This window comes from Streptomyces sp. CA-288835 (assembly GCF_050936385.1).
Taxonomy (GTDB): domain Bacteria; phylum Actinomycetota; class Actinomycetes; order Streptomycetales; family Streptomycetaceae; genus Streptomyces.
Window position 1 is genome coordinate 368,764 of the sequence record NZ_JBNJMW010000001.1, and the last position, 25,490, is coordinate 394,253.

Below are 25,490 nucleotides of genomic sequence, written 5' to 3' on the forward strand. Positions count from 1 at the left end.
GTGCCTGCCCTCTCAAACCGTCGGCGCCGATGTCAGACCGTCAGCACCGAGCAGGCGCTGATCCCGGGCGCCCCGTACACATGGGTGAAGCCGACCCGGGGAGCACCCGGCACCTGCACACCCGGCGCCCGGCCCTGCAACTGCCGTACGACCTCATGGAACTGGCGCAGCCCCGAGGCGCCGACGGGTTCGCCACCGGCCAGGCAGCCGCCGTCGGTGTTGACCGGGATCCGGCCCGTGGGGTCGGTGTCCCCGCCGGAGAGGAGTTCCTCCTGCTCGCCGTGGCCGCACAGTCCGGTTTCCGCCAGGTGGATCAGTTCCGATCCGCTGTCGGTGTCCTGCAGTTGGGCGACCTGTACGTCTGCGGGCCGCAGCCCCGCCGTGCGGAAGGCAGCCTCCGCGGCGTCGACGCTCGGGCTGCGGTGCGGGCCGGGCGGCAGCCAGGGCGAGAACACCTCGAATGAGCCGAACCGTCTGGTCCTGAAGGCCAACGACGCCAGTTTTACGGGGCGTTCGCACAGGTCGAAGGCGCGGTCGCCGAGCGCCAGCACCAGAGCCGCCGCGCCCTGCCCCGGCGAGCAGAACATGTACTGGGTGAGGGGCGGACTGACCTCGGCGGAGTTGAGGATCTCCTCCTCCGTCAGCTCCTTGCGCCGCCAGGCCAGGGGGTGCTGGGAGCCGTTGCGGAAGGCCCGCGCGGCCACTCTCGCCAGCGCCCGCTCCGAGATCCCGTGCTCGTGCAGGTACCTCTGTGTCTTCAGGGCGAAGAACTGGGTGGTCAGCATCATGCCGGTCTCGGCGTACCAGTCGGGCAGTCCGTAGCGTGCCGCGGAGACGTTGAAGGCGCCCCGCTCGTGCTTGTCGAAGCCCACGGCCAGTCCGAGCGAGGCCTCGCCGGCGCGCAGTGCGTTGGCCACGGCGAGCACCGTCGAGGCACCGGTGGCGCAGCCGTTCTGCACGTTGGCGAACGGCACACCGGTCAGGCCCAGACGGCCGACCAGTGTGTCGGGCTTACCGGACACGTCGGAACCGCCCGCCGCGTAACCGATGTCCTCCCAGGCGACACCGGCGTCGGCCAGGGCCTCACGTACCGCACGCTCCGCCATGTCCATCCCGGTGACGGTCTCGTCGCGGCCGAAGGGATGCATGCCGCAGCCGACGACATAGACCTCGTCGCTCCGGCTCATCGCTCCCCATGCCCGTCTGCGCGGAACGCGAAGGTCAGAACCTCGGTCCCGTCCTCGTCGTGGTACGCGGTCACCATGGTGAGCCGGACCGGCAGCCCGATCCGTATCTCGGCGCGGGGAACCTCCAGCCGCGCCTCGACCAGCACCTCACCGAGGTCGACATAACCCACGTGATACGGGCGATAGCCCCCGGCCGGCGGCCGGTACGGCGACTTGGGCTGGAACGCCTGCAGCGTCCACGACCACACCCGCCCGCTCACCGGCAGCACGTGCGCGGACATGGCTCCGTCCGAGCACTTGGGGCACGAGTCCTGCCGGGGGAAGACCACGGTGGCGCAGCCGGAGCAGCGCGCGCCTGTGAGGCGTGGTGGATTCGCGCTCTCGAACAGGCCCTCGTCGATGAGTCTGCTGATCATGCCGTCCTGCCCTTTTCTGCACGGTCGTCGTGCGGTTCTCTGCACGGTCGTCGTGCGGTGGTGCGGTGACCGCGGGTGAAGTCACCAGCCCAGCAGTCCGGCCAGCCGTTCCCGGTGATGTGCGGCGCCGCCCAGCAGGACGGCGTCGGACTGGGCGCGCCGGAAGTACAGGTGCGCGTCGTGCTCCCAGGTGAAGCCCATGCCGCCGTGCAGTTGGACGCACTCGGCGGCCACGAACACGAACGCCTCGCCGCACCATGCCTGCGCCACCGCCGCCGCCTCGGCCAGCGACTCGGACGAGTCGGCCGCTCGCACGGCACGCACCACCGCGGACCGCGCGGCCTCGACCTGGAGCAGCATGTCGGCACAGGTGTGCTTGATCGCCTGGAAGCCACCGATGGCCCTGCCGAACTGTGTGCGGTCGCGCACATGGGCCACCGTCATGTCCAACGCGGCCTGCGCACCGCCGAGTTGCTCGGCGGCCAGGGCCACCAGGGCCACATCCAGGGCGCGGCTCACGATGTCCGCTCCCTCTCCCCCGGCGGTCAGGGGCCGGGCACGGGCGCCGGAGAAGGAGACCACCGCCTGTCCGCGGCTGAGGTCCAGGGTGGGCACTCGGCGGACCGTAACCCCGGGCTCGCGCGGGTCGGCGAGGAAGAGGTCCAGGCCGTCGACCCCGGCCGCGGCGACAACCAGGGCTTCGGCGTCGGCACCGTCCAATACGAAGGGAACGGTGCCGTCGAGGAGCGGGACGCCGCCTCGCCAGGTGACGGCCACCGGCACGGCGTCCGGCCGCCACACACCGTCGGGCGCGGCCACCGCCAGGGCGTGCACCTTGCCCTCGGCCAGCTCCGCCAGTGCCCGGTCGGCCGTGCCACAGCCTGCCAGGACCTGCCCGGCTAGCACAGTTGAGGACAGCAGGGGCACCGGCGTCAGAGTCCGGCCCAACTCCTCGCAGACCGCGGCGATCTCGGCTAGGCCGCCGATGCCGCCGGCCGCCTCGGGCAGACCGAGGGCTGCGAGGCCGACCTGCCCGCCGAGGGTGTCCCACAACTTGGCGTCGATGCCCGGGGATTGCTCGGACAGCCGGCGCACCGCGGCGGTACCGCCCGCGTCGGCGCACACCGACCGTACGGTCTCGCGAAGGTCGTCCAGTTCGGCGTCCGACAGGGCCGTGCCGTCGGTCACGGTGCTCGTCATCGTGCGCTCCCGCTCTCGTCGCGCTGCTCCCGCACGGCACTGTGGGCCGCCGCCATCCGGGCGACCGGCACGCGGTGCGCGGAGCAAGAGACGTAGTCGAGGCCCAGCTCGTCGCAGAAGGCGATGGACTCCGGGTCGCCGCCGTGCTCACCGCACACGCCCAGCTTGATGTCCGGGCGTACGCTCCGTGCCCGCTCCACCGCCAGGGCGATCAACGCGCCCACCCCGTGCGGATCTAGCCGGGCGAACGGGCTGGCCGTCAGGAACCCGCGTTCCTGGTACGAGGCGAGCACCTGGCGCTCGACGTCGTCCCGGGAGAACCCGTAGGTGAGCTGGGTGAGGTCGTTGGTGCCGAAGGAGAAGAACTCGGCGTGTTCGGCGAGTTCCCCGGCCAGCAGCGCGGCCCGCGGTGTCTCGATCATCGTGCCGAGCCGGTACGGGACCTCCACGCCGGTCCGGGCGGCGACCGCGTCGGCGGCGCCCCGTACGTACGCGGCCGCGGCGGCCAGTTCCTCCGGCAGGCTGACGAGCGGGATCATCACCTCGAGCTGGGGGTGGACTCCGGTGGCGGCGACATCGGCCCAGGCGGTGAAGAGCGCCTCGGCCTGCGCCGGATAGAGCCTCTCGTGGAGCAGGGCCAGGCGTACGCCGCGCAGACCGAGCATCGGGTTCGCCTCGCGCAGCGCGGCGGCCCGCTGTTCCTCAGCGGCGTCCTGAGCCTCTCCGGCAGCGGGCAGGAACTCGTGCAGCGGGGCGTCCAGCAGGCGTACGGTCACCGGCCGGTCCCCGACCGCGGTCAACAGGGCCTTGAAGTCCTCGTGCTGGGCCTGTTCCAGTGCCGACAGCGCCTCGTCGCGAGCCGCGGCGTCGGCGGCCAGGATCACCCGACGGATCAGCGGCAGCCGGTCGCCGAGGAACTGGTGCTCCGTACGGCACAGCCCCACGCCCTCCGCGCCCAGGGCGACGGCGGTGGTCACCTCCGCGGCGGTGTCGGCGTTGGCCCGTACGCCCAGCCGGCGCATGCCGTCCGCCCACTCCAGCAGGGTGGACAGTTCGGGCGGCGGTCCGGCGACGCTGACGCTCAGCGTCCCCTCGTAGACGGCTCCGGTACGGCCGTCCAGCGAGACGGGATCGCCCTCGCGCAGCACCCGGTCCCCGATCCGTACGGTGCCGGCGGCCCGGTCGGCGCGCAGTCCCTCGGCGCCGCACACGGCGGGCTTGCCCGCGCCCCGCGCCACCACGGCGGCGTGCGAGGCGATACCGCCGCTGCCGGTCAGTACAGCGACCGCGGCCAGCATTCCGGGCACGTCGGCCGGAGTCGTCTCATGGGCCACGAGCACGACCTGCCTGCCGTCCGCGGCCAATTCGAGGGCACGTTCGCTGGAGAGGACGATCGCGCCGGTCGCCGCCCCCGGGGAGGCGGGCAGTCCCTTCACCAGGAGCTGCTCGCCGCCGGTCAGCCGGAGCTGGGGGTGCAGCAGTTCCTGTACCTGCGCGGGGCTGATCCGGCGTACGGCCTCTTCCCGGTCGAGTGCTCCGTCCCCGGCCAGGTCCGCGGCGAGGCACACCGCCGCACGGAGCGGCGGGCGGCTCTGCGCCGAGGCGGCCAGCAGCGAGATCTCGCTGTCGCGCACCTCGAAGTCGACGGTGACCGGGGCGTGCAGATGACGTTCGAGGGTGAGCAGCGAGTGCTCGAGCAGCGCGGAACTCCCGCCCAGCTTCTCCAGCGGCTCGCCCGTGCGCGGGGGCGGCGCGCTGCGGCGTACGCCCCGGAAGAAGGAGCCCTGCGGCGAGAAGCGGCCGCTGTCGGGGTGCCGGCTGACCGCCGTGCCGAAGCCGGAGTGGTCCCATGGCCCGATGCGCACGGCCTGGACATGCAGTGCGATGCCCAACTCCGCGGGGAGCCGCTGGGCTTTGCGGGACCGCCTGGCCCGGGGTGAGGCCCACCGCCCCAGCACCGCCCGAGCGGCCAGCGCGAGCTGCTCGGCCGGATCGTCGGGGTACGGCCGCTCGGCATGCCGGGCGACCGTCGAGAGCAGTGCGTCGACGCGGGCCCTAGGATCAGGGGCGTCGAGCGATGCGTCGTCGAGCTCCGGTGCGGGCACGTCAAGGGCGTACTCCGCGATCATCCGGACGGTGGCCGCCCATACCTCGTACAGCACGTCGTCGCGGCCGATGACGGCACGGATGCCATCGGCGTCGGCCGGGGTGATACCGATGCAGGCGAGGTCCGGCGGCAGCCCGGCGACCTCGGTCGACGCGCTCGCCGACAGACGCAGCAGCAGCGGCCTGCTCCGATCGCCGATCCGCCGTCCCGTCAGTTGTTCCACGAGTTCCAGGGCGGTGCGGGCGGTACCCGGCTCGCACAGCGACGCGGCCGAGCCGGCCGGCACCGTCAGTCCGGGCACCACCGGGAGCCCGAGAGCCACCAGCCGGTCCATGGCGATGCCGTGCGTGCCCAGTTCACCGGCGTCCAGCCCCCGGATCCGTCCCTGGCCGTAGGGCACCAGGGCGTGGCTAGGGGGGTGCGCCTGTGTGGGTACGCCGGAGTGGCGGTCGGTGATGCTCAACCCCGGCTCCTGGTGACCAGTTCCTCTTCGAGCGCCTCGTCCTGCGCCCGGCTGATGCCCAGAACCAGCAGCAGCTCCTGGTGCAGCCGCATCCAAACGGTGTGGTACGAGTCGCACAGGGGCGAGGCCAGCCACTCCACCGCGCCGTCGTCGAAGCGGTCGAGGGCTTCCTCCAGCGCCGTGACATAACTCCCGCTGCCCGACGGGAGCCCGTCTAGCCTGCGCAGTACGGGCTGGATGGCCTCGTGCACGTCTTCCAGTGACTCGCGCACCCCGGCGTCGTAGACGCTGTCGCTGTGGTCGTTGACCGTGCCGTCGGGCCGGCACTGCCAGGCCGTGCACACTTCGCGGAGCGTCCTGTTGACGGGCAGGAAGGCCTCGTAGGCGGCGGTGATCCGCTGCTCCTGTTCGGAACCGGCGGCGACCCGCAGGAGCTGCGCCGCGGCTGCCCTGGCGGGCTCGGTCGGCAGCACCATCGGGCCCTTCACCATGGCCAGTCCGGCGTCGACCAGCGGGCGGTGGTCCGCCTCGGGCCTGCCGCGCCACATCCCACGCAGAACGAGGTCGACCACGGCTTCGGTGAGGTTCTCGTCGAGAGCGTCCGTCCGGCCCACGGCAGCAGATTGCATCGCCACACCATTTCCCCGGTGCTGTCGCGCCCGGTTCCTCAGATCTGTGTTGCCCGGAGGTTACGCTCCGACGGAGTGGTTAGTGAAGAGGGAATCAAGAAACACTTTCCGGACTGCCTGGCGCGGACTGGCCGCTGCGCACCCGTGCACGGACCCGTGGGGCCAGGAACGCGGTCATCCGCGCCTGCGCCTCGTCGCTCCCCGCCAGGCCGGCGATCAGCCGCGCCTCCTCGTCGAGATGACGGCTCAGCCCCTCCCCCGCACCCTCGTCCCGCAGCAGGCGCTTCGCGGCACGCAGCGCCTCACCCGCCCCACCTGCCAGTTCGGCGGCGGTCCGGTACGCGGCCTCGTCCACTTCGCCTCCCTCGACGACCCGGGAGACCAGGCCGAGCAGCTCGGCCTCGTCGCCCGTGAGGACCCGGTTGGTGAGGACCAGGTCCGTCGCCAGACGGGGGCCCACCAGGCGCGGCAGGAGCCAGGTCGCCCCGCAGTCCGGGGTGAGCCCCATCGCCGTGTACGCCAGCCGGAAGCGCGCCGACCGTGCGGCCAGGACGATGTCGCCGACCAGGGCGAGACCGATTCCGCCGCCTGCGGCGGCGCCTCGCACGGCGGTCACCACGGGCACGGGCAGCTCGTACAGAGTCCGCACCGCGGCGTGTGCGGCGGTCGCCACGGCGTGCACATAGGCGCCCGTGCCCTCGCCCCGGCCGGCGAAGGCGCGCAGGTCACCGCCCACACAGAAGGCGGCGCCCGCCGCCCGCAGCAGAACCGCGCCGCCCGGATCGGCGGCCACCTCGGCGGTCGCGTCCCGCAGCGCCTCGGCCGTCGGGAGGTCCAGGGCGTTGCCTCTCCCGGGGTCCTCCAGCCTCAGCTCGACGACTCCGTCGGGATGACGGACGACACGGACCGGCTGGGTGCTCATAGGGGTCTTCTTCCGTCGTCGAGGACCGCCGGGCCGAGTGCTCCCCAGATCAAGCGCTCCTCAGATCCAACGCTCCTCACGTCGAGCGCCACGCAGCAAGATACTGAAGACGCTGTACAGTTTCTAGAACGCGACGGGCACCGATGCCCGTAGCCCGCCGGCGGGAGGAACCGTGCCCATCCAGTTCGATGTCGATCCACCTGTCGCCCGACTCGCCGCGGCCACCGCGGAGTTCGTACGCGAGGTGGTCATCCCGGCCGAGCGCGAGTGCGGCGGTTCGGTGCACGACGCTCCGGAGGCCCTGCGCGAGACCCTGCAGAAAGGTGCCCGCGAGGCAGGCGTGTTCGCGCCGCATATGCCGGCACGGTGGGGCGGGCACGGGCTCGACCTGCGCGGACAGGCGGTGGTGTTCGAAGCCGCCGGGTACTCGCTGCTGGGGCCCCTAGCGCTCAACATCGCGGCTCCGGACGAGGGCAACATGCATCTGCTGGAGAAGGTGGCAACGGAGGAGCAGAAGGACCGCTTCCTGCGGCCGCTCGCCGCGGGCGAGGTGCGGTCCTGCTTCGCGATGACCGAACCGGCTCCGGGCGCGGGCGCCGACCCCCGTTCCCTGCGGACCACCGCGACGCGGGTCCCCGGCGGGTGGCGCATCGACGGGCGCAAGTGGTTCATCAGCGGGGCCCATGGCGCCGGCTTCGCGATCGTCATGGCCCGCACCTCCGGCAGCCCCGGTGACCCGGGCGGCGCCACCATGTTCCTGGTCGACGCCGACACCCCGGGCATGCGCGTCGTCCGGGACATCGAGACCCTGGACGAGAGCATCTTCGCCGGACACAGCGAACTCGCCTTCGAGGACTGCGTGGTGAGCGAGGACCGGGTGCTCGGAGCCGTGGACCGCGGCTTCGAGAACGCCCAGGTCCGGCTCGGCCCTGCCCGTATGACCCACTGCATGCGCTGGCTGGGAGCCGCCCGTCGCGCCCAGGGCGTCGCTCTGGAGCGGGCGGGCACTCGGATGGCGTTCGGCTCCGTGCTGGGGGACCTCGGCATGGTGCAGCAGATGCTGGCCGACTCCGAGATCGACATCGAGGCGAGCCGCGCCCTGATCCTACGCACCGCTTGGGAGTTGGACACCGGCTCTGCCGCCGCCGCGCAACTCACGTCGGTGTCCAAGACGTTCGTGGCGGAGGCCGTGAACCGGGTCGTCGACCGGGCGGTGCAGATCTGCGGAGCACTCGGCATCTCGGCCGCCGACGCCCCACTGGCGCGCCTGCTCAGGGAGGTGCGGCCGTTCCGGATCTACGACGGCCCGTCGGAGACGCACCGCTTCGCCATCGCCCGCCGCGCGGTGAAGCCCTATCGGCAACCACGCCCGGAGGCCGCTGCCGGCTCGTGACCGGGGCCGACTCGTGACCGGGTGGCTCCGGCGGTGCTGGATTCCGGGAATTGACGGCCGGCCACTCCGCCGGCCCCGGGGCGCGTGTTGTACGACGCCGCGCAAGCGGCGCCGTACCTCCCGATTCGATCGACGGCCTCTCAGCCGAAAGCCTTGCCACCGAAGGTCTTGACGGCCTGGTAGTAGGTCCAGGCCGTGCTGTTGCAGGCGTTCTTGGACCCGCCGGTGTATCTGGCGCAGACGCGCTTGAGGTCCTCGTGGAAGGCACTGTCGAGACGCGACTTGTTGGCGCTGAAGGTGCCGGCGGCCTTGTGATTGCGGTAGCCGAAGTCGTGCCGGGCGCAGGAGAGGGCGAAGGGGAAGCCGAACGGGTTGTCCGGCGAGGAGGAGCAGTAGTCGGTGGACCAGTTGAACCGGTACGCGGCCCAGGCCGTCCGGTTCGCACGGGCGGCCGCCCAGAGGTTGTAGCTCGACGCGCTGGTCTGGGTCCACTTCGCGAGGACCTGGGGCTTGTCGGCGGGGGCGGCGACGGCGACTTTGGCGGTGCCTACGACGGTGAAGAGGGCCAGGGTTGAAGCGGCAAGACCGGTAGCGAGTCTGCGGTGCATCCCACACCTCCATGAGGCTGCGATCCGCCCATCGGATCGCAGGTTCATGACAAGATGATCGGCACCAAAAGAGTGCTTCACACCGCATGTGCCCTAATGCGCCGTTAACTCTCAGACATGGCAGGCGAGCAGAGCGTGAACCGGAAGGCAGATCCGGACACGGAAACGTCGTCGCACTCAACGCTCCACCGTGATCCACCACATCGGCATTGGGATGGTGGCGAAAAACACGTCCCGGTGAGCGGCGCGGCCAACTCGCCGGTGCCCCGCTCCACGTCCGCGCGAGGGACGCACTCTCCGGGTCCCGTCAAAACCCCTGCTTCGCAACGCTGTTGAGTCTGCGCGCACCAAGCGCAAAGCTCGGAGAAAGATCCAACAAGTCGGCATCCGGGCGGAGATGTCGCACCCCATACCCGGCTCCGCCCCCGGCACCACGGTCGGCGTTCACCGCGCGCGGGCACATACTCAGTCATGCGCTGCTGTTTCTCCGCTCCCCTCGCGGCCCTGTCGGCCCTGCCCTCCCCCTGTGAAGTTCTACGGTCCGGTGCCCTCTTCGCCCCCGCTCTGCTGCGGGCCGCCGCCGGCGCGCTGCACGGCTCCGCGTACAAGAACCGCCGTCACCACCCCGACACCCTGGCGGCCGTCAACCTGGAACTGGTCACCCTGACCGAGGACCGCGCCATCATCACCTGGTACACGGGGATACCCGGCACCGACGACGGGCTTGGCCACATGCTCCCCGCCGTCACGGAGGGCGAGGTCGTCTACGGCACCCACCCCTCCCGGCTGGACCGCAGCGCGGCGGAGGACCGGCCCACCGCACACCACCAGGTGGAGCTCACGGGCCTGGAGCCGGGGCAGACGTACTACTACCAGGCCCGCTCGCGGGGCCGGGCCGCCAAACCCACACCCCTGCACCTGGTCCGCGGGAACGCCGTCGGCACCAACCTCTACGGGCTCGGCTGGAGCGGAGGCACGTACTCCTTCACCACACCGCAGCCCCCGCCGGGACGGCATCTGCTGTCGATCGCGCTCTGCAACGACCTCCACATCGGGGAGACCACATCCGGCCTCATGACCGGCGTACCGCTGATGCGCGGTGTGGCGCAGGAGCCGGGGCTCGCTCCGTATCCGGAGATCATGAGCCGCGCCCTGGTGGAGGAGGCCCGGCGGCGCGGAGCGGACCTGCTGCTGGCCGCGGGGGACATCTCGGCCGGCGGCGCGCTGCACGACCTGGCCGAGGCCAAGCGGATCCTGGACGGCTTCGGCAGCCATGGGCAGGACTACTTCGTCGTACGCGGAAACCACGACCGGCCCCGCCATGACGGCGACGGTGACGCCTTCCGCGACGGTTTCCTCGGCGGCGAAGGGCCCGCGTACTTCGCCCGCGACCTCGGCGGGCTGCGGATCATCGGGCTCGACACCTACGAGAAGCGCGGCAACGGCGCGGACGCGGGTGGGCTCGGTGCCGAGCAACTGTCCTGGTTCCGGGCCCGGTTGAGGGAGCACAGAGAGCAGCCCACGATCGTGTTCGGCCACCATCCGCTGACCGTACGGGACTCCGCCTTCCCGGTGGCCCGCGGTCAGCGCCTCGGCCGCCGCCAGGCCCGCGCCATCCTGGAGGCCTATGCCGCCGCGCCCGGTGTTTTCCTCCACCACGCCGGCCACACCCACCGCAACAAGCGCACCGTCCTGCCGCAGACCCCGCACGTCACACTGCAGGAGGTCAGCGCCGTCAAGGACTATCCGGGCGGCTTCTGCCTCCTCCGTATCCACTCCGGCGGCTACGCGCTCAACCACTACAAGACCAGCAGCGCACCCTCCCGCGAATGGACCGAGCGCAGCCGTCGCGTGGCCGGGGGTCTATGGCCGCACCACGCCCTCGGCCGCTCGGTCGCCGACCGCAACAGCGTGACGGCCCACGACCTGTCCGGCGTCAGTCCTCTCCGACTTGCAGCCACAGGGCTGGCGGGCCCCTGACATCCCCTTGCCTCCCAGGTAGGCGTTCTGCTCGGCGTCGGACTCCTCGTCCGGCGCCGTTTGCATGACTTCTCCCGCTCGGCGAAGTCGTCCGCGGTCTCGAGCACCCAGAGCTCGAAGCCGAGGCATGCGTCGAGAGCAGTCCACTCGGGACGAATGTCAGGAAACCTGAGAAACAAATACGCCTGCGAACAAGCCCCGTCAAGGCCGTCGCAGCAACTCCCCTCCCCCGAGGGGCCGGATGGGCGGCCCCCGAGGAGTGCGTCCGAGATGTCTCGGCAACACCCTTGTCATCCGGCGTCGCCGCGTGCATCATCATGGCCATCATCAGGGTTCCTGATATCCGGGTACGTTGCCCGGCCCTACCGGGACGACAAGGAACCCGCCACCGCTCTTCTGCTGCCGGCTACGGCTTCCCCCAGCGGCTTCAGCCGCCCGTTCCGGCTTCCTCAGCAGCTTCACCACCCTCAGCTCCGCTCCCTCGAAGTGCCCGGAGGCATTCATGAGCGCGCCCATCAGCACACCCGCGAACGGCAATTTGTCCCGAAGATCCATTATCCGGGGGACGGCCGGAGCCGCAGGGCTGTTCACCGCAGGCGGTCTGCTGACCGCGTGTGGCGGCATCAAGGAGTCCGCCGCGCAGGCCGACACGGTGCTCCGGATCGGCTATGTCTCGCCCAGCACGGGCCCGGCCGCGGGCTTCGGCGAGCCGAACGCGTTCCTGCTGAAGAAGCTGCGCGCCACCTTCAAGGACGGACTGAAGATCGGCGGCAAGAAGTACTCGGTCGAGATCGTCGACCGCGACAGTCAGTCGAATCCGCAGACGGCCGCGCAGGTCGCGAGCGATCTGATCAACAGCGAGAAGATCGACCTGATGCTCGTCACCTCGACCCCGGAGACGGTCAACCCCGTCGCCGACGCGTGCGAGGCGGCCAAGATCCCGTGTCTGTCGACCGCCGTGCCGTGGGAGGCCTGGTACTTCGGCCGCGGCGCCACCCCCGAGAAGCCGTTCGCGTACACCTACCACTTCTTCATAGGCGTCGCGGAGATCCATGCCGCGTACGTCTCCCTGTGGACGAAGGGCGGGGTGGAGACCAACCGGCGGGTCGGCGTCATGTGGCCCAACGACCCCGACGGCAAGGCGATCCGGCAGGGGCTCGGGCCGCAGCTGAAGAAGAGCGGATTCAGGATCGTCGACCCGGGGGCGTACGAGGACGGCACGAACGACTACTCGGCACAGATAGCGGCGTTCAAGAAGGCGGACGCGGAGATCTTCAACACCTTCCCGCTGCCGCCCGACTTCGCCACCTTCTGGAAGCAGGCCCGGCAGCAGGGCTATCGGCCGCGTATCGCGTCCATCGCCAAGACCGGTCTCCTCCCCTCCCAGGTCGAGGCGCTCGGCTCGCTCGGACACGGCCTCAGCGCCGGCTTCTGGTGGTCGCCCCAGTTCCCGTACACCTCCACCCTCACCGAGCAGACCGCCAAGCAACTGGCCGACGACTACGAGAAGTCGACGGGCAAGCAGTGGAACCAGGTCATCGGGTCCAACATGGCGCTCTTCGAGGTCGCGGTCCACGCGCTGAAGGCGACCTCCGACCCCAAGGACCGTACGGAACTGGCGGCCGCCCTCGGCAAGGCCAAGCTCACCACCGTCGCCGGGCCGCTGGACTTCACGTCCGGGCCGGTGAAGAACGTGTCCACGGAGCCGCTGGTCATGGCGCAGTGGCGCAAGGCAACGGGGGGCAGCAAGTTCGCCGTCGAGCCGGTGATCGTCGACAACGGCGGCTTCGGCGACATCCCGCTGGGAGGCGAACTTGAGCCCCTCCGCTGAGCCGATGACCGTGGGGAAAGGGGAGGCCGCCGGGGCGGCCGCCCCGGCCCCGCCGGTGCTCTCGGCGAACGGCATTCACCGGCGCTTCGGCAGTCTGGTCGTCCTCGAAGGCATCGACCTCACCCTCGCGCCCGGCGAGGCCCTGGGCATCGTCGGCCCGAACGGCGCCGGAAAGACGACCCTGCTCGACATCCTCTCCGGGGCGCAGTCCCCCTCCGAGGGCAGCGTCACCTTCCAGGGGCAGGACGTGACCCGCTGGAAGGTCGACCGCCGTTGTCGCAGCGGCATCGGGCGCTCCCATCAGGTGCCGCGTCCCTTCACCGGCATGACGGCCTACGAGAACGTGCTGGTCGCGTCGGTGCAGGGCGGTGCGCACCGGCGTCGGGCCGCGCAGCAGCACGCGCTCGGCATACTCGAGCGCTGCGGCATGCTCGGCCAGGCCAACCGGCCCGCGGCCGCGCTCACCCTGCTGGAACGCAAGCGGCTCGAGATGGCGCGGGCGCTGGCGACCGATCCGCAGGTGCTGCTCCTTGACGAGATCGCCGGCGGTCTCACCGACGCCGAGACGGACGAACTGATCGCCACCATCGAGCAGTTGCGTGCCGACGGCATCGCCATCGTCTGGATCGAGCACGTCATCCACGCGCTGCTGCGGGTGATCGACCGGCTGGTCTGTCTCGCGCAGGGCCGGGTCCTGGCCGAGGGCGAACCGGACGCCGTCATGTCCGATCCCCGGGTCGTCGAGGCCTACCTCGGGAGCGCGGCATGAGTCTGCTGACGGTCGAGAATCTCGAAGTACGGCACGGCCTGCTGCGCGCCGTCCGCGATGTCTCCTTCGCCGTGGACGAGGGCGAGGTCGTGGCGGTGGTCGGGGCCAACGGTGCCGGAAAGTCCACCCTGATGCGGGCCGTCGCCGGAGCACACCAGCCGGCCGAGGGCCGTATCGGCCTGGACGGTGTCGATGTGACGGCCCGGCGCGCCCACGACCGTGTCGCGGCCGGGATCGCCCTGGTCCCGGAGGGGCGGCGGCTCTTCGCCGACCTCACCGTGGAGGAGAACCTGCTGGTCGCGTCCCGGGTACGGCGCCCCGGACCGTGGGACCTGGCAGCCGTCGTGGCCGCCTTCCCGCTGCTCGACGGGCTGCTGAAGCGGCGGGCCGGCAACCTGTCGGGTGGTGAGCAGCAGGCCGTGGCCATCGGCAGGGCGCTGATGACCAACCCCCGGCTGCTGCTGCTCGACGAGGTCTCGCTGGGCCTCGCGCCCGTCATGGTCGACACCCTCTACGACTCGCTCGGCACGATCCTCTCCGGCGGTACGACGGTGCTGCTGGTGGAGCAGGACCTCGGCCGCGCCCTGGGGGTGTCCCGGCGCGTGCTGTGCATGCTCGAAGGCCGCGTCGTCCTGGACGAACCCGCCGGCGACGTCACTCGCGAACAGGTCGTCGAGGCGTACTTCGGGCTGAGCCGCGCCGCAGCCGCAACCGTGCAGGAGGAGCCGGCATGAACTGGATCAACGCCATCGTGCAGGGCGTCATGCTCGGCGGTGTCTACGCGCTCTTCGCCTGCGGCCTCTCCCTGATGTTCGGCGTCATGCGGACCGTCAACCTGAGCCACGGCGACCTAGCGGTCCTCGGCGCGTTCCTGGTGGCGGTGCTGGCCGCCGCCGTCGGCATCAGCCCGTTCTTCGCGGTACTGCTGGTCCTGCCCGTGATGGGCCTGGTCGGAGTGGCGTTGCAGCGGGGCATCCTCAGCAGGTCGCTGCGCACCGGCGGGATGTCGTCGATGCTGGCCACCTTCGGTCTCGCCATCGTGCTGCAGAACGTACTGCTGGAGATCTTCAGCGCCGACTCCCGCTCCCTGGAGGTCGGTTCGCTGTCCACGGACGGCCTCCAGCTCGGGTCGTCGGTGAGCATCCCGTATCTCGGTGTGCTGACCGTGGCGGTGGCAGTCGCGCTGCTCGGCGGGCTGCAACTGCTGCTGGCCCGTACGGGCATCGGCCGGGCGATCCGCGCCACGGCCGCCGACGCGGACACCGCCGAGCTGGTCGGGATCGACAGCCGCAGGGTGTACGCCTGGGCCGCCGCCATCGCCGTCGCCACCGCCGGCCTGGCGGGAGCGTTCTTCGCGATGCGGTCGTCGTTCAGCCCCTCCATGGGGCCGACCCAGCTGCTGTTCGCCTTCGAGGTCGTCGTGATCGGAGGGCTCGGTTCGCTGTGGGGGACGCTCGTCGGAGGCATGGTCCTCGGCGTCGCCCAGACGGTCGGCGCGCAGGTGGATCCCCGCTTCTCCATCATCGCCGGACACGCGGTGTTCCTCGCGGTCCTGGCCTTCCGTCCACAGGGACTGCTCGGCATGAGAAGGAGCCGCACATGACCACCGCACCACCGGTGGCGCCCGCTACCGCCACCGCCCCCTCGACCATCCACCGATGGACCCCCGTCTCCCGTACGGCCTCGAGTGCTCTGGCTGCCCTGCTGCTCGTCCTGGCATTCGCGCCCTTGGTCTTCACCCCTGAGGTGACCGCGAAGCTGACGACCCTGTTCGTCCTCGTCATCATCGCGGCCATGTGGAACGCGCTGGCGGGCTACGCCGGTCTTGTCTCCGTCGGCCAGCAGGGCTTCATCGGCCTCGGCGCGTACGGTGTCTTCCTCTTCGTCGACCGGGGCGTCAACCCCTTCGTCGCGGTCGTCCTGTCGGCCCTGCTCGCGGGTGCCCTAGCCGTACCCACCTCGCTGCTCGCGTTCCGGCTCACCGGTGGGCAGTTCGCCATCGGCATGTGGGCGATCGCGGAGTTCTTCCGGCTGGTCGTGGTGAACACGCCTTCGCTGGGCGGCGGTTCCGGCCGCTCGCTCACCGATCTGTCGGCCACCGATCCGGCGGTGCGGCAGGCTCAGGTGTACTGGCTCGCCCTGGCACTGATGAGTGCGCTGCTGCTGGCCGTGTTCGTGCTGCTGCGCAGCAGGCTGGGGGCTTCGCTGGAGGCGATCCGCGACGACCCGGTGGGGGCGGCATCCGTCGGGGTACGGGTCACCTCGGCGAAACGGCTGGTCTTCGTCCTGGCGGCGGTGGGCGGTGCCGCGGCCGGTGGACTCACCCTCGCCAACACCCTGCGGGTGCAGCCGGACTCCATCTTCGGGGTCCACTGGTCCGCGTACATGATCTTCATGGTGGTCATCGGCGGCCTCGGCACCTTCGAGGGACCGATCATCGGGGCGATCGTGTTCTTCCTGGTGCAGGACTGGTTCGGGGACACCGGAGGCACCTGGTACCTGATCGGGCTCGGCGCGCTCGCCATCGGGATGACGCTGTGGATGCCCCATGGGCTGTGGGGTACCGTGGCTCGCCGACGTGATCTGGAACTACTACCTGTCGGCTATCGGGTGAAGACACCGGTCGTCTGACCTCGATGACGACCTCGCCCGACCTCCCGGCGACCGACCAAGAGGTGCGAACGATGGCGGAGGCAGCCGATCGGGATCCGTGGCCGGTGCCGGGTGCGGGGCCGGCACCTGGTGCGGGGCCCGATCCGGACCCCGAGGGCCACAAGGGCCCGCTGACGATCTATCTCGTCAAGCAACTCGAACTGGCCATCCGTCACTTCATGGACGAGGCCCTTCGGCCGTACGGGCTGACGACGTTCCAGTACACGGCCCTGACCGTGCTTCAGCACCGAGGCGGGCTCTCCTCCGCCCAGTTGGCCCGCCGCTCCTTCGTCAGACCCCAGACGATGCACGAGATGGTACGAGCGCTGGAGGAGCGCGGGCTGATCGAGCGCGCCCATGCCCCGGGTAACCGGCGGATCATGGAGGCCCGGCTGACGCGGGAGGGGGAGGAACTGCTGGCGGCGTGCGCGCCGGCCGTGCAGAAGCTGGAGGACCGGTTGCTGCTCGACATACCGGAGGAACGGCGGTCAGCGTTCCGCCAGGGCCTGGAGGACGGGCTCGCCTCCTTGACGGGGCGGCAGCACGGCTGACGACGGGGATCGCCGGGCCGCCCGCCCGGGCACGTTCGCCCCTGTTGCTTCTGCCCGCCGTCGCCGACGACGTGCGCAGTCTGTGACCTGGCGCTTAGGAGCTGTCCCGCACGTCGAGGTGGGCCCACGGATCCTCGGCCGGCTGCGCCGCGGGCGTTTCGTCGATGGGGTCCGCGAGGGGCGTCACCTCGGTGCGGTTCGAGAACGCCACGGTGCGGCGGGCTTTGGCGATGACCTCGGCGTGCTCCTCACCGAACGTCGCGGCGTCCAGCCGGGCATTGAAAGCCGTCAACACTCCGGGGCTGATCACCGCGAGCGCCGCGCGCAACTCGCCGAGCGTCTGCGGACCCTCGGCGTGTTCGAGTCGCTGCGGATCCGAATCGGCCTGCGGGCTCGGCTCGTGCGGTAGCGCGGACATGTGCGTGACCTCCGGTTGTGATGCCTCCACGGTACGCGATTGCTGTGCCCCGCAGTGCAAGGGTACGAACGCTCAACTGCCCCCACGCACAACCGTTCCCCTGAGGAATGGCCGACATTCAAGCGGTCTGGACGGGACCCACCGTGAAGGAGCCCGCGCACGACGCCCGTGGCGGCCGCGGGCCGCTCCCCCGACGCACGCGAACCGGGTTTCACTCCACGCCGACAACGAGGACCTCCACGCCGCTGGCCTGCAGCGTGTCAAGCTCCGATGCCGAGATGCCGGCGTCGACGATGACGAGGTCGAACGCGGTGACGGGTGCGAGCTGGTAAAGGCCGCGGCGCTGGAACTTGGTGTGGTCGACCAGAAGGATCTTGCGGTCGCAGGCTTCCATCAGGGCTCGTTTCACTCCCACCGTCTCCTGGGACTGGTGGTAGCAGTGGCCGCGGGTGATGGCGGTCGTCGAGGCGAACAGCGTGTCGGCACGCAGGCTGTTGACCGCGTCGATGGTCCGGATGCCGAGGAACGCGTCGTAGGCGGGGTAGTACGCGCCGCCGAGTGAGATGAGCTCGATTCCCGGACTGCCGGCGAGAACCTGGATGACGGGTACGAAGTTGGTGATGACCGTCAGCGGTGCGCGCTGCGAGAGCAGTCCGGCGAGCGCGAGGGCGGTGGTGCTGTCGTCGACGATGAGGGACTGCCCGGGCTTGACGAGGCCAAGTGCGGCACGGGCGAGTGCGCTCTTCTCCGACGTCATGGATTGGGTGCGGTGCCGGATGTCGCCGTGGAACGCCGTCGACGGTTGCGCGGTCGCCAGCACTCAAGTGACCACCATCCTCGCCGCCGGTGACCACTTCGTCCTCAACTCCCTGCTCACCGACAGACTCCGGCCGGCCGCACCCACCGCGACCTTCCGCGAACTCACCCTGCCCTGGCCGGTCGAGCCCTTCGGGGAGGTGGCCGAGGTACGGGAGGCATCGGGCACCGAGGAGCAGCTCATCGAAGCCCTCAGCGGAGTGGACATCTGCGTCACCCAGATGGCACCGCTCACCGACCGGATCCTCAAAGCCTGCCCCGATCTGCGTCTGTTCTGCGTCAGCCGCGGCGGCCCCGTCAACGCCAACCTCGAGGCAGCCACCCGGCACGGCGTCGCGGTCTCCTTCGCCCCCGGGCGCAACGCCACCGCCACCGCCGAGCACACGGTCGCCCTCATGATGGCCGCGGCCCGACGCGTCCCCGCCACCCACGCGGACCTCGCCGCAGGCACCTGGCGAGGTGACTACTACATGTTCGACAAGGTCGGGCCGGAGCTCGAGGGCAGCACCGTCGGCATCGTGGGATACGGCGCCATCGGCTCCCGGGTCGCCCGGATCCTGCGCGGCTTCGGCGCACACGTGCTCGTCGCCGACCCCTTTGTCCGTCCGGACGACGTGTCACCGGCCGAGGTCACCGACCTGGCAGACCTCATGCGGCGCTCCACGTTCGTCACCGTCCACGCCCGCGCGACTCCGCAGACCGAGGGCTTGATCTCCCGGCAGCTGATCGACCTGATGCCCGCGGGCGGCGTACTGGTCAACTGCGCCCGCGGGTCCCTTGTCGACTACGACGCCGTGTGCGACGCCCTGGACGCCGGAAAGCTCTTCGGCGCGGCCTTCGACGTCTTCCCCCGCGAGCCGATCCCCACCGACTCACGCCTGCTGACGACCCCCAACATCGTCATGACGCCCCATCTGGCCGGCGCCAGCAAACAGACCGCCTTCAACGCCGCCTCCATCGTGGCCTCGGAAGTAGCAAGATTCCTGCAAGGCCGACCCCTCGCGCACTGCGCAAATCCAGACGTTCTAGCCCGACTTCACTGAGCTGTCTGGAAGCCGAGGCCGACCTTGCCCCAGCCACCCACCCCACCTAGCCTGATTTTGTGCCGCAAATAAACAAAGCCCGAGCGCACAACGCCGTGCCGGGCAAGGACAACGACCTCACCCGGCTCCGTATCGCCCTGACCACCTTCTTCGCCCTCGACGGCTTCATCTTCGCCGGGTGGGTCGTGCGCATCCCCGCTATCAAGGAGCAGACGAACGCCTCTGCCAGCGAGCTCGGACTCGCGCTCCTCGGAGTCTCCGCAGGCGCTGTGGTCACGATGGTCCTCACCGGGCGGCTCTGCCGCCGCTTCGGCAGCCACCCGGTGACGGTCGTGTGCGGCGTCCTGCTGTCGCTGAGCGTCGCGTTGCCGCCGCTGACGCACTCCGTAGCCGCACTGGGCGCGGTACTGCTGGTCTTCGGCGCCGCCTACGGCGGGATCAACGTCGCCTTCAACAGCGCCGCCGTCGACCTGGTCGCGGCGCTGCGGCGGCCGGTCATGCCCAGTTTCCACGCGGCCTTCAGCCTGGGCGGCATGATCGGTGCGGGGCTCGGCGGCCTGGTCGCGGGCTCCTTGTCCCCCACCCGCCACCTGCTCGGTCTCACCCTCATCGGCCTGGCGGTGACCGGCGTCGCGGGACGCACCCTGCTGCGGTACGAGGCTCCGCTACCGCCGGACCGCGGGCAGGACCAGGAACGTACACCGCGCCGCCTCGACGCCCGTACCCGCACTCTGGTGACCGTCTTCGGCCTGATCGCCCTCTGCACCGCGTACGGCGAAGGCGCCCTGGCCGACTGGGGAGCACTGCACCTGGAGCAGGACCTGGACGCTCACCCGGGCGTCGCCGCGGCGGGCTACTCCTGCTTCGCGCTCGCCATGACGATCGGCCGGCTCAGCGGGACGACGCTCCTGGAGCGACTCGGGCGCACCCGGACAGTGGTGGCCGGCGGCGCCATGGCCGCCGCTGGCATGCTGCTCGGCTCGCTAGCCCCATCGGTCTGGGCGACCCTGCTCGGCTTCGCGGTCACCGGGCTCGGCCTCGCCAACATCTTCCCGGTCGCCATCGAACGGGCCGGCGCCCTGGCGGGCCCCAGCGGCGTCGCGACCGCATCCACCCTCGGCTACGGCGGCATGCTGCTCGGACCGCCCGCGATCGGCTTCATGGCGGACTGGTTCTCCCTGCCCATCGCCCTCACGAGCGTGGCGGCGCTGGCGGCCGTCGCCGCCCTCATCGGCGTGACGACACGTCAATCGGCGGAGCGCTGACGTCCGCACACCCGACGACCCGTTTCCCGTCGGTCGTCTCGATCGTCACCCGAAATGGCTGAAGTTCGATTGCCGTCACGCGAATTCGGCACCGCCGGTCGGCATTCTTCCGCCGGAATTCCCCGTAATTATCGCGTGTATAGAGGCATGCCGAAAACGTCTGCTCCACCCCTGGCTGGGGGGTGTTCAGGGGGATTCGAAGGCGAAGTGCCGTCGGTCGGTGCGTAGCACAGGTACGTCCGCCGGGGCTCAGTATGCGTCGAATTGTTTTCAGCATGTGTGGGCGATGTGGAGGCCCGGCTTCCGGCCAGAACGCGTGGTTAGCATGGTTCGCAGTTCAACCGCCGTAGCACAGGGGCGAGTTGACCCTCCCACGCGTGCGCGGCACGCACATCACCCCCGAGAAACATCGAGGATCGCGGCATGGCACATCCCGACGCGTCCAGTCCACGCCAGAGGTCGGCGTGGCGGCTTCTGCCGATCGCCTCGGCGGTGGTGACCGCGGCCGTCGGCACACCTCTCGTACTCGCCGCACCGGACGCCGCACGCGACTGGGTCGCGGGCACAGTCGTGGGGGCGGGCGGCTGCCTCGTCCTGCTCGCCGCGGCGGCCACGCGGCTGCACCGCAAGCTCACCGCGCAGGTGGACAGGTCGATGGCGGAGTCGGCGCGGCGTCGCTCCGAGGCGGAGTATCTGGCCGGCGCGGTGCTCCCGGAGCTGACCTCGGCGATCGAGGACCCCACGAGCGGTCCCGTGTCCGCCGCGATGGGATCGGCCAGTGCCTGGCAGCCGACGGAGCCTCAACTCAGGGCTGTGCAGCACGCGGTGACGGAGGCGCTGGGCGCGGCGCAGCGGCGCGCGGCCAGGGCGGACGGCGAGCGCGAGCAGGCGGTTCGGGCCTGGGAGGCCATCACCCGCGATCTGCAGAAGGCGACCTCGCAGATCCTGCCCACGGCGGTACGGAGACTGGGCGAGGGAGCCTCACTGGACACGGTCCGCGCGGAGCTGCGGCTGTCCCAGTTCTCCAGCACCGTCGTGCGCGAGCTGGTGGATGCCGGCGTACGCGAACTCGCGGTCAGCGAGCGGCGTTCCGCCGCGGCCCGGGCCGCCAGTGCGAAGGCGCTGAGCCGGGTACAGGCCCAGGCCGTGGGCATCCTGGCGGATCTACGGGAGATGCAGGACAGGCACGGCGAAGCGGTCCTCGGCGACCTGCTCGAGCTGGACCACAGCACCTCCCAACTCGGCCTCCTCACCGACCGGTTGGCGCTGCTCATGGGCGGGCGGGCCAGCCGCTCCTGGAATAAGCCGATCCCGATGGAGAGCATCCTGCGCGGCGCCGTGGGCCGGATCGCCGCGTACCGCAGGGTCAGCCTGAACTGTGCCAGCAAGGCGGCGGTGGCCGGGTTCGCGGCCGAGGGCGTGATGCATCTCCTCGCCGAACTGATGGACAACGCGACCAGCTTCTCCGCGCCGATCGACCAGGTTCACGTCTATGTGGAGGAGCGCTCCGCCGGCATCGTCGTCACCATCGAGGACAGCGGCCTGAAGATGGCCGACGCCGCGCTGCGTCGGGCCGAGGAGGCGGTGTCGGGCGCGATGAGCGACCTCGCCTCCCTCCAGGGGACCCGGCTGGGGCTCGCGGTCGTCGGACGGCTCGCCGTCAAGTACGGCATCTCCGTCAGCTACCGCCCCTCCTCCCGAGGCGGCACCGGAGTCGTCGTACACCTCCCTGCCCAACTGCTCGCCCAGCAGCGCACGGCACTCGCGGAGCCCCCGCTGCACGACCCGTCGGCGCGACCGCGCGAGCGTGTGGCGGCCGGCGCCGGGGGCACCGAGGCGCGGGCGGGCGACAGGAGGCGGGCGGCATCGGGCGGCGGTTTACGGACGCCGGACACGCTGGACGGGTCACGGACGCCCAACTCCCCCGCCGCGACGGCCGGTTCGCGGACCCCCGACACTTCGGCCACGACGGCCGGTTCGCGGACGCCGGACACACCAGCCGGTTCGCCGATGCCCGACACTCCGGCCGCACCGCACAGTCCGCGGACGCCCAACACCCCCTCCGCACGGACCAGTTCGCGCATGCCGGACACACCGGCCCCCACACCCGCCGCCTCCCCGCCAGCCCCTTCCGCCCCGACCGGCGACAACGGTTCGGTGACCGCCAACGGCCTTCCAGTACGTCCCCCGGGGCGCACGATGGCGGCAGCCGAACGTGTCCGTACGCCCGGGGAACGCCCGGCGGCCGACCGGCCCGCAGCCCGTGACGCCGGCAAGAGCTTCGGCGCCTTCCACCGCGCGCGCCTCGCCGCGGCGGCCGGTGAGGCCGCGGCAGCCGAGGAGGCGGCCCGAGCCGCCAAACCGGCCGACCCGGCCGACCCACACGACGCCGACTGAGCCCGGCCCTTCTTCTCGCGGGACGCCTCGACCGGGCGTCCCGACCCGTCACAGACCGGAGATTGGAGGAAAGGGCCGGTGGCCGGGCCTCAACGGATCACCAGCTCTTCACCCACCCATGCAGACCACTGACACCACACTGACCTGGCTCCTGGAAGGCCTTCTCGAGCGCGCCCCCGGGACCCGGCACGCCCTCGTGCTCTCCCGCGACGGGCTGAAGCTGTGCTGGACCCAGCAGTTGGACGTCGACCAGGCGGACCAGCTCTCGGCCATCGCCTCCGGGATGCAGGCCCTGGCGCAGGGCGCCTCGGTCGAGTTCGGCGACGGCAGCGGCGGCGTACGCCACTCGATGACGGAGTTCTACGGCGGGCTGCTGTTCATCGTCGAGGCCGGGCAGGGCGCGCACCTGGCGGTCGTCGCGGACGACGGCGCCGACCCGGGTGTGGTGGGACACCACATGACCGACCTGGTGGAGCGGATCGGCGAGCACCTGCGTGCCGAGGCCCGCACCCCGATGGACCCGACAGAGGAGAGCTGATCCCGATGAGCCGACGTCCGGTCGACACCGGGGACCCGGACCGGCTGTACACCATCACCGGGGGCCGCAGCGAAGCTCCCGACGATCTCGACCTCGTCTCGCTGATCGTCAGCGAGTGCGAGCCCGCTCGCGGCATGCAGTCCGAGCACGTCCGGATCCTGGAGCTGTGCCGTCGCCCGGCCGCCGTGGTCGAGATCGCCGCCGAGTTGAAGCTGCCGGTGACGGTCGTCCGGATCCTGGTGGGCGATCTGCTGGCGATGGCGAAGGTCACCGCTCGCCATCCCCGGCCCGCGTCCGCGGCGGCCGCCCTGCCCGAATCCGCTCTCCTGCTGGAGGTTCTCGATGGACTCCGTAAGCTTTGAGCCCTCCACAAGCTCTGAGCCCCCTGCCCGTACGCCGCTCAGCGCCACGTCCGAGACCGGGCTCAAGATCGTCGTGGTGGGCGGCTTCGGCGTCGGCAAGACCACGCTGGTCCGCTCGGTGAGCGAGATCCGCCCCCTGAACACCGAAGAGGTCATGACCGAGGCCGGTGTCGGCATCGACCGGACCGCGGGTCTGGCCGACAAGTCCACGACGACCGTCGCCTTCGACTTCGGCCGGATCAGCCTGAGCGAGCGCACGGTTCTGTATCTGTTCGGCGCCCCGGGCCAGGAGCGTTTCTGGTTCCTGTGGGACCGGCTCTTCGCGGGGACCCTGGGTGCCGTCGTGCTGGTGGACACCCGGCGGATGAGCGACTGCTGGTACGCGATCGACCGCCTGGAGCACCACAGGACGCCCTTTGTCGTCGCGGTCAACCGGTTTGAGCAGGACTCCAACGCCTTCTCCCTGAACGAGATCCGCCAGGCACTCGCGCTGCCCGAGCACGTACCGCTGATCGACTGCGACGCGCGGGTCCGCTCGTCCGGCAAGAACGTCCTGATCAGTCTTGTCGACCACCTCTACGAACTGGCCATGGCCCGGGAGATGACCCCATGAACGACGACGCGACCGGCTTCGACCCGCGCCCCGCCGACGCGAAGCGGACCACCTCGGGCTGCCCGGCGCACGCGAACGCGGTTCCGCTGAGCGGCCTGGAGTACCAGCAGACTCCCGCCGCGCTGTACCAGGAACTGCGCCGCACCCACGGCTCCGTGGCGCCCGTACTGCTCGACGGGGACGTACCCGCCTGGCTGGTCCTCGGCTACCCGGAGGTCTCGTTCGTCACCGCCCACGACGAGCTCTTCGCCCGTGACTCGCGGCGCTGGAACCAGTGGGAGAACATTCCCGCGGACTGGCCGCTGCTGCCCTTCGTCGGCTACCAGCCCTCGGTGCTGTTCACCGAGGGCGCCGAGCACCAGCGCCGGGCCGGCGTCATCACCGAAGCCCTGGAGGGCGTCGACCAGTTCGAGCTCGGCGTCAACTGCGCGCGGATCGCCGACCAGCTCATCGACGCCTTCACAGGCAGCGGCGAGACCGAGCTGATGAGCACGTACGCGCATCCCCTGGCGATGCGGGCCGCGGTGGAGATGTGCGGCATGTCGGCCCACAGCACGGACACCGACGATCTCGTACGGGACTTGCGGATCTCCCTGGACACGGGCGAGGGCGAGGATCCGGTCGCCGCCTACGTCCGCGTACAGGAACGCATCCAGCAGCTGGTGAAGGACAAGCGGGCGGAACCCGGCGCGGACGTGGTCTCCCGCATGCTGGCCCATCCCGAGGGGCTGAGCGATGACGCGATCGTCCAGGACCTGATCTCGGTCGTCGCGGCGGCTCAGCAGCCCACCGCCAACTGGATCTGCAACACGCTGCGGCTGCTGCTCACCGACGACCGCTTCGCGCTGAACGTCTCCGGCGGCCGGGTCAGCGTCGGCGAGGCCCTCACCGAGGTGCTGTGGCTGGACACACCGACCCAGAACTTCATCGGCCGCTGGGCGGTGCGCGACACCCTGCTCGGCGGGCGCCGGATCAAGGCGGGCGACTGTCTGGTCCTCGGGCTCGCGGCGGCGAACACCGATCCACAGATCTGGCCCGAGGGCCATGTCGGCGCCGAGGGGAACGGCGCCCATCTGTCCTTCTCCAACGGCGAGCACCGCTGCCCCTACCCGGCTCCGTTGCTCGCCGACGTCATCGCGCGCACGGCCGTCGAGACGCTGCTGGAGCGCCTGCCCGACGTCGTCCTCTCGGTCGAGCCGGAGGAGCTCGTATGGCGGCCGTCGATCTGGATGCGGGGACTGACCTCACTGCCGGTGGAGTTCACGCCGATTCTGCGGTGAGGCCTGCCCGTGCCCGTACGAGCATGTCGTACGGGCACGTCATGCGGGCC

General features: G+C 70.9%; 24 protein-coding genes and 1 pseudogene. 16 read left to right on the forward strand and 9 right to left on the reverse strand.

The window, feature by feature from the left end; translation table 11 throughout:
• Positions 1-32: 32 nt before the first annotated feature.
• The 6 genes from ACQEVY_RS01795 to ACQEVY_RS01820 form a co-directional block, all read right to left on the reverse strand.
• Positions 33-1,187 carry a thiolase family protein gene (locus tag ACQEVY_RS01795; RefSeq protein WP_432944053.1) on the reverse strand — a complete coding sequence of 385 codons (1,155 nt, stop codon included), beginning with the start codon at positions 1,185-1,187 and terminating at the stop codon, positions 33-35.
• The gene (locus ACQEVY_RS01800) at positions 1,184-1,603 is read right to left on the reverse strand and encodes a Zn-ribbon domain-containing OB-fold protein (RefSeq protein WP_432944055.1); all 420 of its coding nucleotides are present in this window, start codon (positions 1,601-1,603) and stop codon (positions 1,184-1,186) included. Before ACQEVY_RS01800 ends, ACQEVY_RS01795 begins: the two co-directional genes overlap by 4 nt.
• Positions 1,604-1,684: 81 nt before the next feature.
• Positions 1,685-2,803 (reverse strand): acyl-CoA dehydrogenase family protein, encoded by a 1,119-nt coding sequence (locus ACQEVY_RS01805; protein ID WP_432944057.1) that lies wholly within the window; start codon positions 2,801-2,803, stop codon positions 1,685-1,687.
• Positions 2,800-5,373, reverse strand: a complete 2,574-nt coding sequence (locus ACQEVY_RS01810; RefSeq protein WP_432944059.1) for a putative PEP-binding protein — start codon at positions 5,371-5,373, stop codon at positions 2,800-2,802. The genes ACQEVY_RS01805 and ACQEVY_RS01810 overlap by 4 nt, the downstream gene beginning before the upstream one ends.
• Complete coding sequence (locus ACQEVY_RS01815) at positions 5,370-6,002, reverse strand: hypothetical protein (RefSeq protein WP_432944061.1); 633 nt, start codon at positions 6,000-6,002, stop codon at positions 5,370-5,372. The genes ACQEVY_RS01810 and ACQEVY_RS01815 overlap by 4 nt, the downstream gene beginning before the upstream one ends.
• A gap of 94 nt (positions 6,003-6,096) precedes the next feature.
• Positions 6,097-6,924: an enoyl-CoA hydratase/isomerase family protein gene (locus ACQEVY_RS01820; RefSeq protein ID WP_432944063.1), complete on the reverse strand. Its 828-nt coding sequence runs from the start codon at positions 6,922-6,924 to the stop codon at positions 6,097-6,099.
• A gap of 172 nt (positions 6,925-7,096) precedes the next feature.
• Here ACQEVY_RS01820 and ACQEVY_RS01825 point away from each other — a divergent pair, with 172 nt between their 5' ends.
• On the forward strand, positions 7,097-8,317 hold the full coding sequence (locus tag ACQEVY_RS01825) for an acyl-CoA dehydrogenase family protein (RefSeq protein WP_432944065.1): 1,221 nt from the start codon (positions 7,097-7,099) through the stop codon (positions 8,315-8,317).
• A gap of 140 nt (positions 8,318-8,457) precedes the next feature.
• On the opposite strand, the gene ACQEVY_RS01830 is transcribed toward ACQEVY_RS01825, so the two are convergent.
• Positions 8,458-8,925 (reverse strand): phospholipase, encoded by a 468-nt coding sequence (locus tag ACQEVY_RS01830; RefSeq protein ID WP_432944067.1) that lies wholly within the window; start codon positions 8,923-8,925, stop codon positions 8,458-8,460.
• A 471-nt stretch (positions 8,926-9,396) separates the two neighbouring features.
• On the opposite strand from ACQEVY_RS01830, the gene ACQEVY_RS01835 reads away from it, so the two are divergent.
• The 8 genes and pseudogenes from ACQEVY_RS01835 (at position 9,397) to ACQEVY_RS01870 (ending at position 16,708) form a co-directional block, all read left to right on the forward strand.
• Positions 9,397-10,905: a metallophosphoesterase gene (locus ACQEVY_RS01835; protein ID WP_432944069.1), complete on the forward strand. Its 1,509-nt coding sequence runs from the start codon at positions 9,397-9,399 to the stop codon at positions 10,903-10,905.
• Between the two features lie 502 nt (positions 10,906-11,407).
• On the forward strand, positions 11,408-12,736 hold the full coding sequence (locus ACQEVY_RS01840; RefSeq protein ID WP_432944071.1) for an ABC transporter substrate-binding protein: 1,329 nt from the start codon (positions 11,408-11,410) through the stop codon (positions 12,734-12,736).
• Between the two features lie 4 nt (positions 12,737-12,740).
• Positions 12,741-13,262 (forward strand): annotated as a pseudogene (locus tag ACQEVY_RS01845) (ATP-binding cassette domain-containing protein); the annotation flags it as partial.
• 129 nt (positions 13,263-13,391) lie between these two features.
• Entirely contained in the window at positions 13,392-13,505 is a 114-nt protein-coding gene (locus tag ACQEVY_RS01850; RefSeq protein ID WP_432955019.1) for a hypothetical protein, read from the forward strand.
• Positions 13,502-14,239 (forward strand): ABC transporter ATP-binding protein, encoded by a 738-nt coding sequence (locus ACQEVY_RS01855; protein WP_432944073.1) that lies wholly within the window; start codon positions 13,502-13,504, stop codon positions 14,237-14,239. Before ACQEVY_RS01850 ends, ACQEVY_RS01855 begins: the two co-directional genes overlap by 4 nt.
• Positions 14,236-15,108, forward strand: a complete 873-nt coding sequence (locus tag ACQEVY_RS01860) for a branched-chain amino acid ABC transporter permease (RefSeq protein ID WP_432944075.1) — start codon at positions 14,236-14,238, stop codon at positions 15,106-15,108. Before ACQEVY_RS01855 ends, ACQEVY_RS01860 begins: the two co-directional genes overlap by 4 nt.
• A complete protein-coding gene (locus ACQEVY_RS01865) occupies positions 15,105-16,136 on the forward strand; it encodes a branched-chain amino acid ABC transporter permease (RefSeq protein ID WP_432944077.1) in 1,032 nt (343 codons plus the stop codon). Before ACQEVY_RS01860 ends, ACQEVY_RS01865 begins: the two co-directional genes overlap by 4 nt.
• Positions 16,137-16,141: 5 nt before the next feature.
• On the forward strand, positions 16,142-16,708 hold the full coding sequence (locus ACQEVY_RS01870) for a MarR family winged helix-turn-helix transcriptional regulator (RefSeq protein ID WP_432944079.1): 567 nt from the start codon (positions 16,142-16,144) through the stop codon (positions 16,706-16,708).
• Positions 16,709-16,802: 94 nt separating this feature from the next.
• Here ACQEVY_RS01870 and ACQEVY_RS01875 read toward each other — a convergent pair whose 3' ends face one another.
• Both ACQEVY_RS01875 and ACQEVY_RS01880 read right to left on the reverse strand, forming a co-directional pair.
• A complete protein-coding gene (locus tag ACQEVY_RS01875) occupies positions 16,803-17,126 on the reverse strand; it encodes a hypothetical protein (protein WP_432944081.1) in 324 nt (107 codons plus the stop codon).
• A 211-nt stretch (positions 17,127-17,337) separates the two neighbouring features.
• Positions 17,338-17,883 carry a DeoR/GlpR family DNA-binding transcription regulator gene (locus ACQEVY_RS01880; RefSeq protein WP_432944083.1) on the reverse strand — a complete coding sequence of 182 codons (546 nt, stop codon included), beginning with the start codon at positions 17,881-17,883 and terminating at the stop codon, positions 17,338-17,340.
• 19 nt (positions 17,884-17,902) lie between these two features.
• Between ACQEVY_RS01880 and ACQEVY_RS01885 the strand changes: the two genes are divergently transcribed.
• The 7 genes from ACQEVY_RS01885 to ACQEVY_RS01915 all read left to right on the forward strand — a co-directional run bounded on the left by ACQEVY_RS01885 (position 17,903) and on the right by ACQEVY_RS01915 (position 25,440).
• On the forward strand, positions 17,903-18,985 hold the full coding sequence (locus ACQEVY_RS01885) for a 2-hydroxyacid dehydrogenase (protein WP_432944085.1): 1,083 nt from the start codon (positions 17,903-17,905) through the stop codon (positions 18,983-18,985).
• Positions 18,986-19,080: 95 nt separating this feature from the next.
• Positions 19,081-20,250: an MFS transporter gene (locus ACQEVY_RS01890; protein WP_432955020.1), complete on the forward strand. Its 1,170-nt coding sequence runs from the start codon at positions 19,081-19,083 to the stop codon at positions 20,248-20,250.
• 423 nt (positions 20,251-20,673) lie between these two features.
• A complete protein-coding gene (locus ACQEVY_RS01895; protein ID WP_432944087.1) occupies positions 20,674-22,647 on the forward strand; it encodes an ATP-binding protein in 1,974 nt (657 codons plus the stop codon).
• A 118-nt stretch (positions 22,648-22,765) separates the two neighbouring features.
• A complete protein-coding gene (locus tag ACQEVY_RS01900; RefSeq protein ID WP_432944089.1) occupies positions 22,766-23,185 on the forward strand; it encodes a roadblock/LC7 domain-containing protein in 420 nt (139 codons plus the stop codon).
• A gap of 5 nt (positions 23,186-23,190) precedes the next feature.
• Entirely contained in the window at positions 23,191-23,547 is a 357-nt protein-coding gene (locus tag ACQEVY_RS01905) for a DUF742 domain-containing protein (RefSeq protein WP_165338126.1), read from the forward strand.
• Positions 23,528-24,160: a GTP-binding protein gene (locus ACQEVY_RS01910; RefSeq protein WP_432944091.1), complete on the forward strand. Its 633-nt coding sequence runs from the start codon at positions 23,528-23,530 to the stop codon at positions 24,158-24,160. Before ACQEVY_RS01905 ends, ACQEVY_RS01910 begins: the two co-directional genes overlap by 20 nt.
• Entirely contained in the window at positions 24,157-25,440 is a 1,284-nt protein-coding gene (locus ACQEVY_RS01915; RefSeq protein WP_432944093.1) for a cytochrome P450, read from the forward strand. The genes ACQEVY_RS01910 and ACQEVY_RS01915 overlap by 4 nt, the downstream gene beginning before the upstream one ends.
• Positions 25,441-25,490: the final 50 nt, after the last annotated feature.

Excerpts from the sequence above, each read along its gene's own strand:
- ACQEVY_RS01795 (WP_432944053.1), bottom strand. The coding sequence starts at position 1,187 with ATGAGCCGGAGCGACGAGGTCTATGTCGTCGGCTGCGGCATGCATCCC.
- ACQEVY_RS01800 (WP_432944055.1), bottom strand. The coding sequence starts at position 1,603 with ATGATCAGCAGACTCATCGACGAGGGCCTGTTCGAGAGCGCGAATCCA.
- ACQEVY_RS01805 (WP_432944057.1), bottom strand. The coding sequence starts at position 2,803 with ATGACGAGCACCGTGACCGACGGCACGGCCCTGTCGGACGCCGAACTG.
- ACQEVY_RS01815 (WP_432944061.1), bottom strand. The coding sequence starts at position 6,002 with ATGCAATCTGCTGCCGTGGGCCGGACGGACGCTCTCGACGAGAACCTC.
- ACQEVY_RS01820 (WP_432944063.1), bottom strand. The coding sequence starts at position 6,924 with ATGAGCACCCAGCCGGTCCGTGTCGTCCGTCATCCCGACGGAGTCGTC.
- ACQEVY_RS01830 (WP_432944067.1), bottom strand. The coding sequence starts at position 8,925 with ATGCACCGCAGACTCGCTACCGGTCTTGCCGCTTCAACCCTGGCCCTC.
- ACQEVY_RS01835 (WP_432944069.1), top strand. The coding sequence starts at position 9,397 with ATGCGCTGCTGTTTCTCCGCTCCCCTCGCGGCCCTGTCGGCCCTGCCC.
- ACQEVY_RS01840 (WP_432944071.1), top strand. The coding sequence starts at position 11,408 with ATGAGCGCGCCCATCAGCACACCCGCGAACGGCAATTTGTCCCGAAGA.
- ACQEVY_RS01855 (WP_432944073.1), top strand. The coding sequence starts at position 13,502 with ATGAGTCTGCTGACGGTCGAGAATCTCGAAGTACGGCACGGCCTGCTG.
- ACQEVY_RS01860 (WP_432944075.1), top strand. The coding sequence starts at position 14,236 with ATGAACTGGATCAACGCCATCGTGCAGGGCGTCATGCTCGGCGGTGTC.
- ACQEVY_RS01865 (WP_432944077.1), top strand. The coding sequence starts at position 15,105 with ATGACCACCGCACCACCGGTGGCGCCCGCTACCGCCACCGCCCCCTCG.
- ACQEVY_RS01870 (WP_432944079.1), top strand. The coding sequence starts at position 16,142 with ATGACGACCTCGCCCGACCTCCCGGCGACCGACCAAGAGGTGCGAACG.
- ACQEVY_RS01875 (WP_432944081.1), bottom strand. The coding sequence starts at position 17,126 with ATGTCCGCGCTACCGCACGAGCCGAGCCCGCAGGCCGATTCGGATCCG.
- ACQEVY_RS01880 (WP_432944083.1), bottom strand. The coding sequence starts at position 17,883 with ATGACGTCGGAGAAGAGCGCACTCGCCCGTGCCGCACTTGGCCTCGTC.
- ACQEVY_RS01885 (WP_432944085.1), top strand. The coding sequence starts at position 17,903 with ATGTCGCCGTGGAACGCCGTCGACGGTTGCGCGGTCGCCAGCACTCAA.
- ACQEVY_RS01895 (WP_432944087.1), top strand. The coding sequence starts at position 20,674 with ATGGCACATCCCGACGCGTCCAGTCCACGCCAGAGGTCGGCGTGGCGG.
- ACQEVY_RS01900 (WP_432944089.1), top strand. The coding sequence starts at position 22,766 with ATGCAGACCACTGACACCACACTGACCTGGCTCCTGGAAGGCCTTCTC.
- ACQEVY_RS01905 (WP_165338126.1), top strand. The coding sequence starts at position 23,191 with ATGAGCCGACGTCCGGTCGACACCGGGGACCCGGACCGGCTGTACACC.
- ACQEVY_RS01910 (WP_432944091.1), top strand. The coding sequence starts at position 23,528 with ATGGACTCCGTAAGCTTTGAGCCCTCCACAAGCTCTGAGCCCCCTGCC.
- ACQEVY_RS01915 (WP_432944093.1), top strand. The coding sequence starts at position 24,157 with ATGAACGACGACGCGACCGGCTTCGACCCGCGCCCCGCCGACGCGAAG.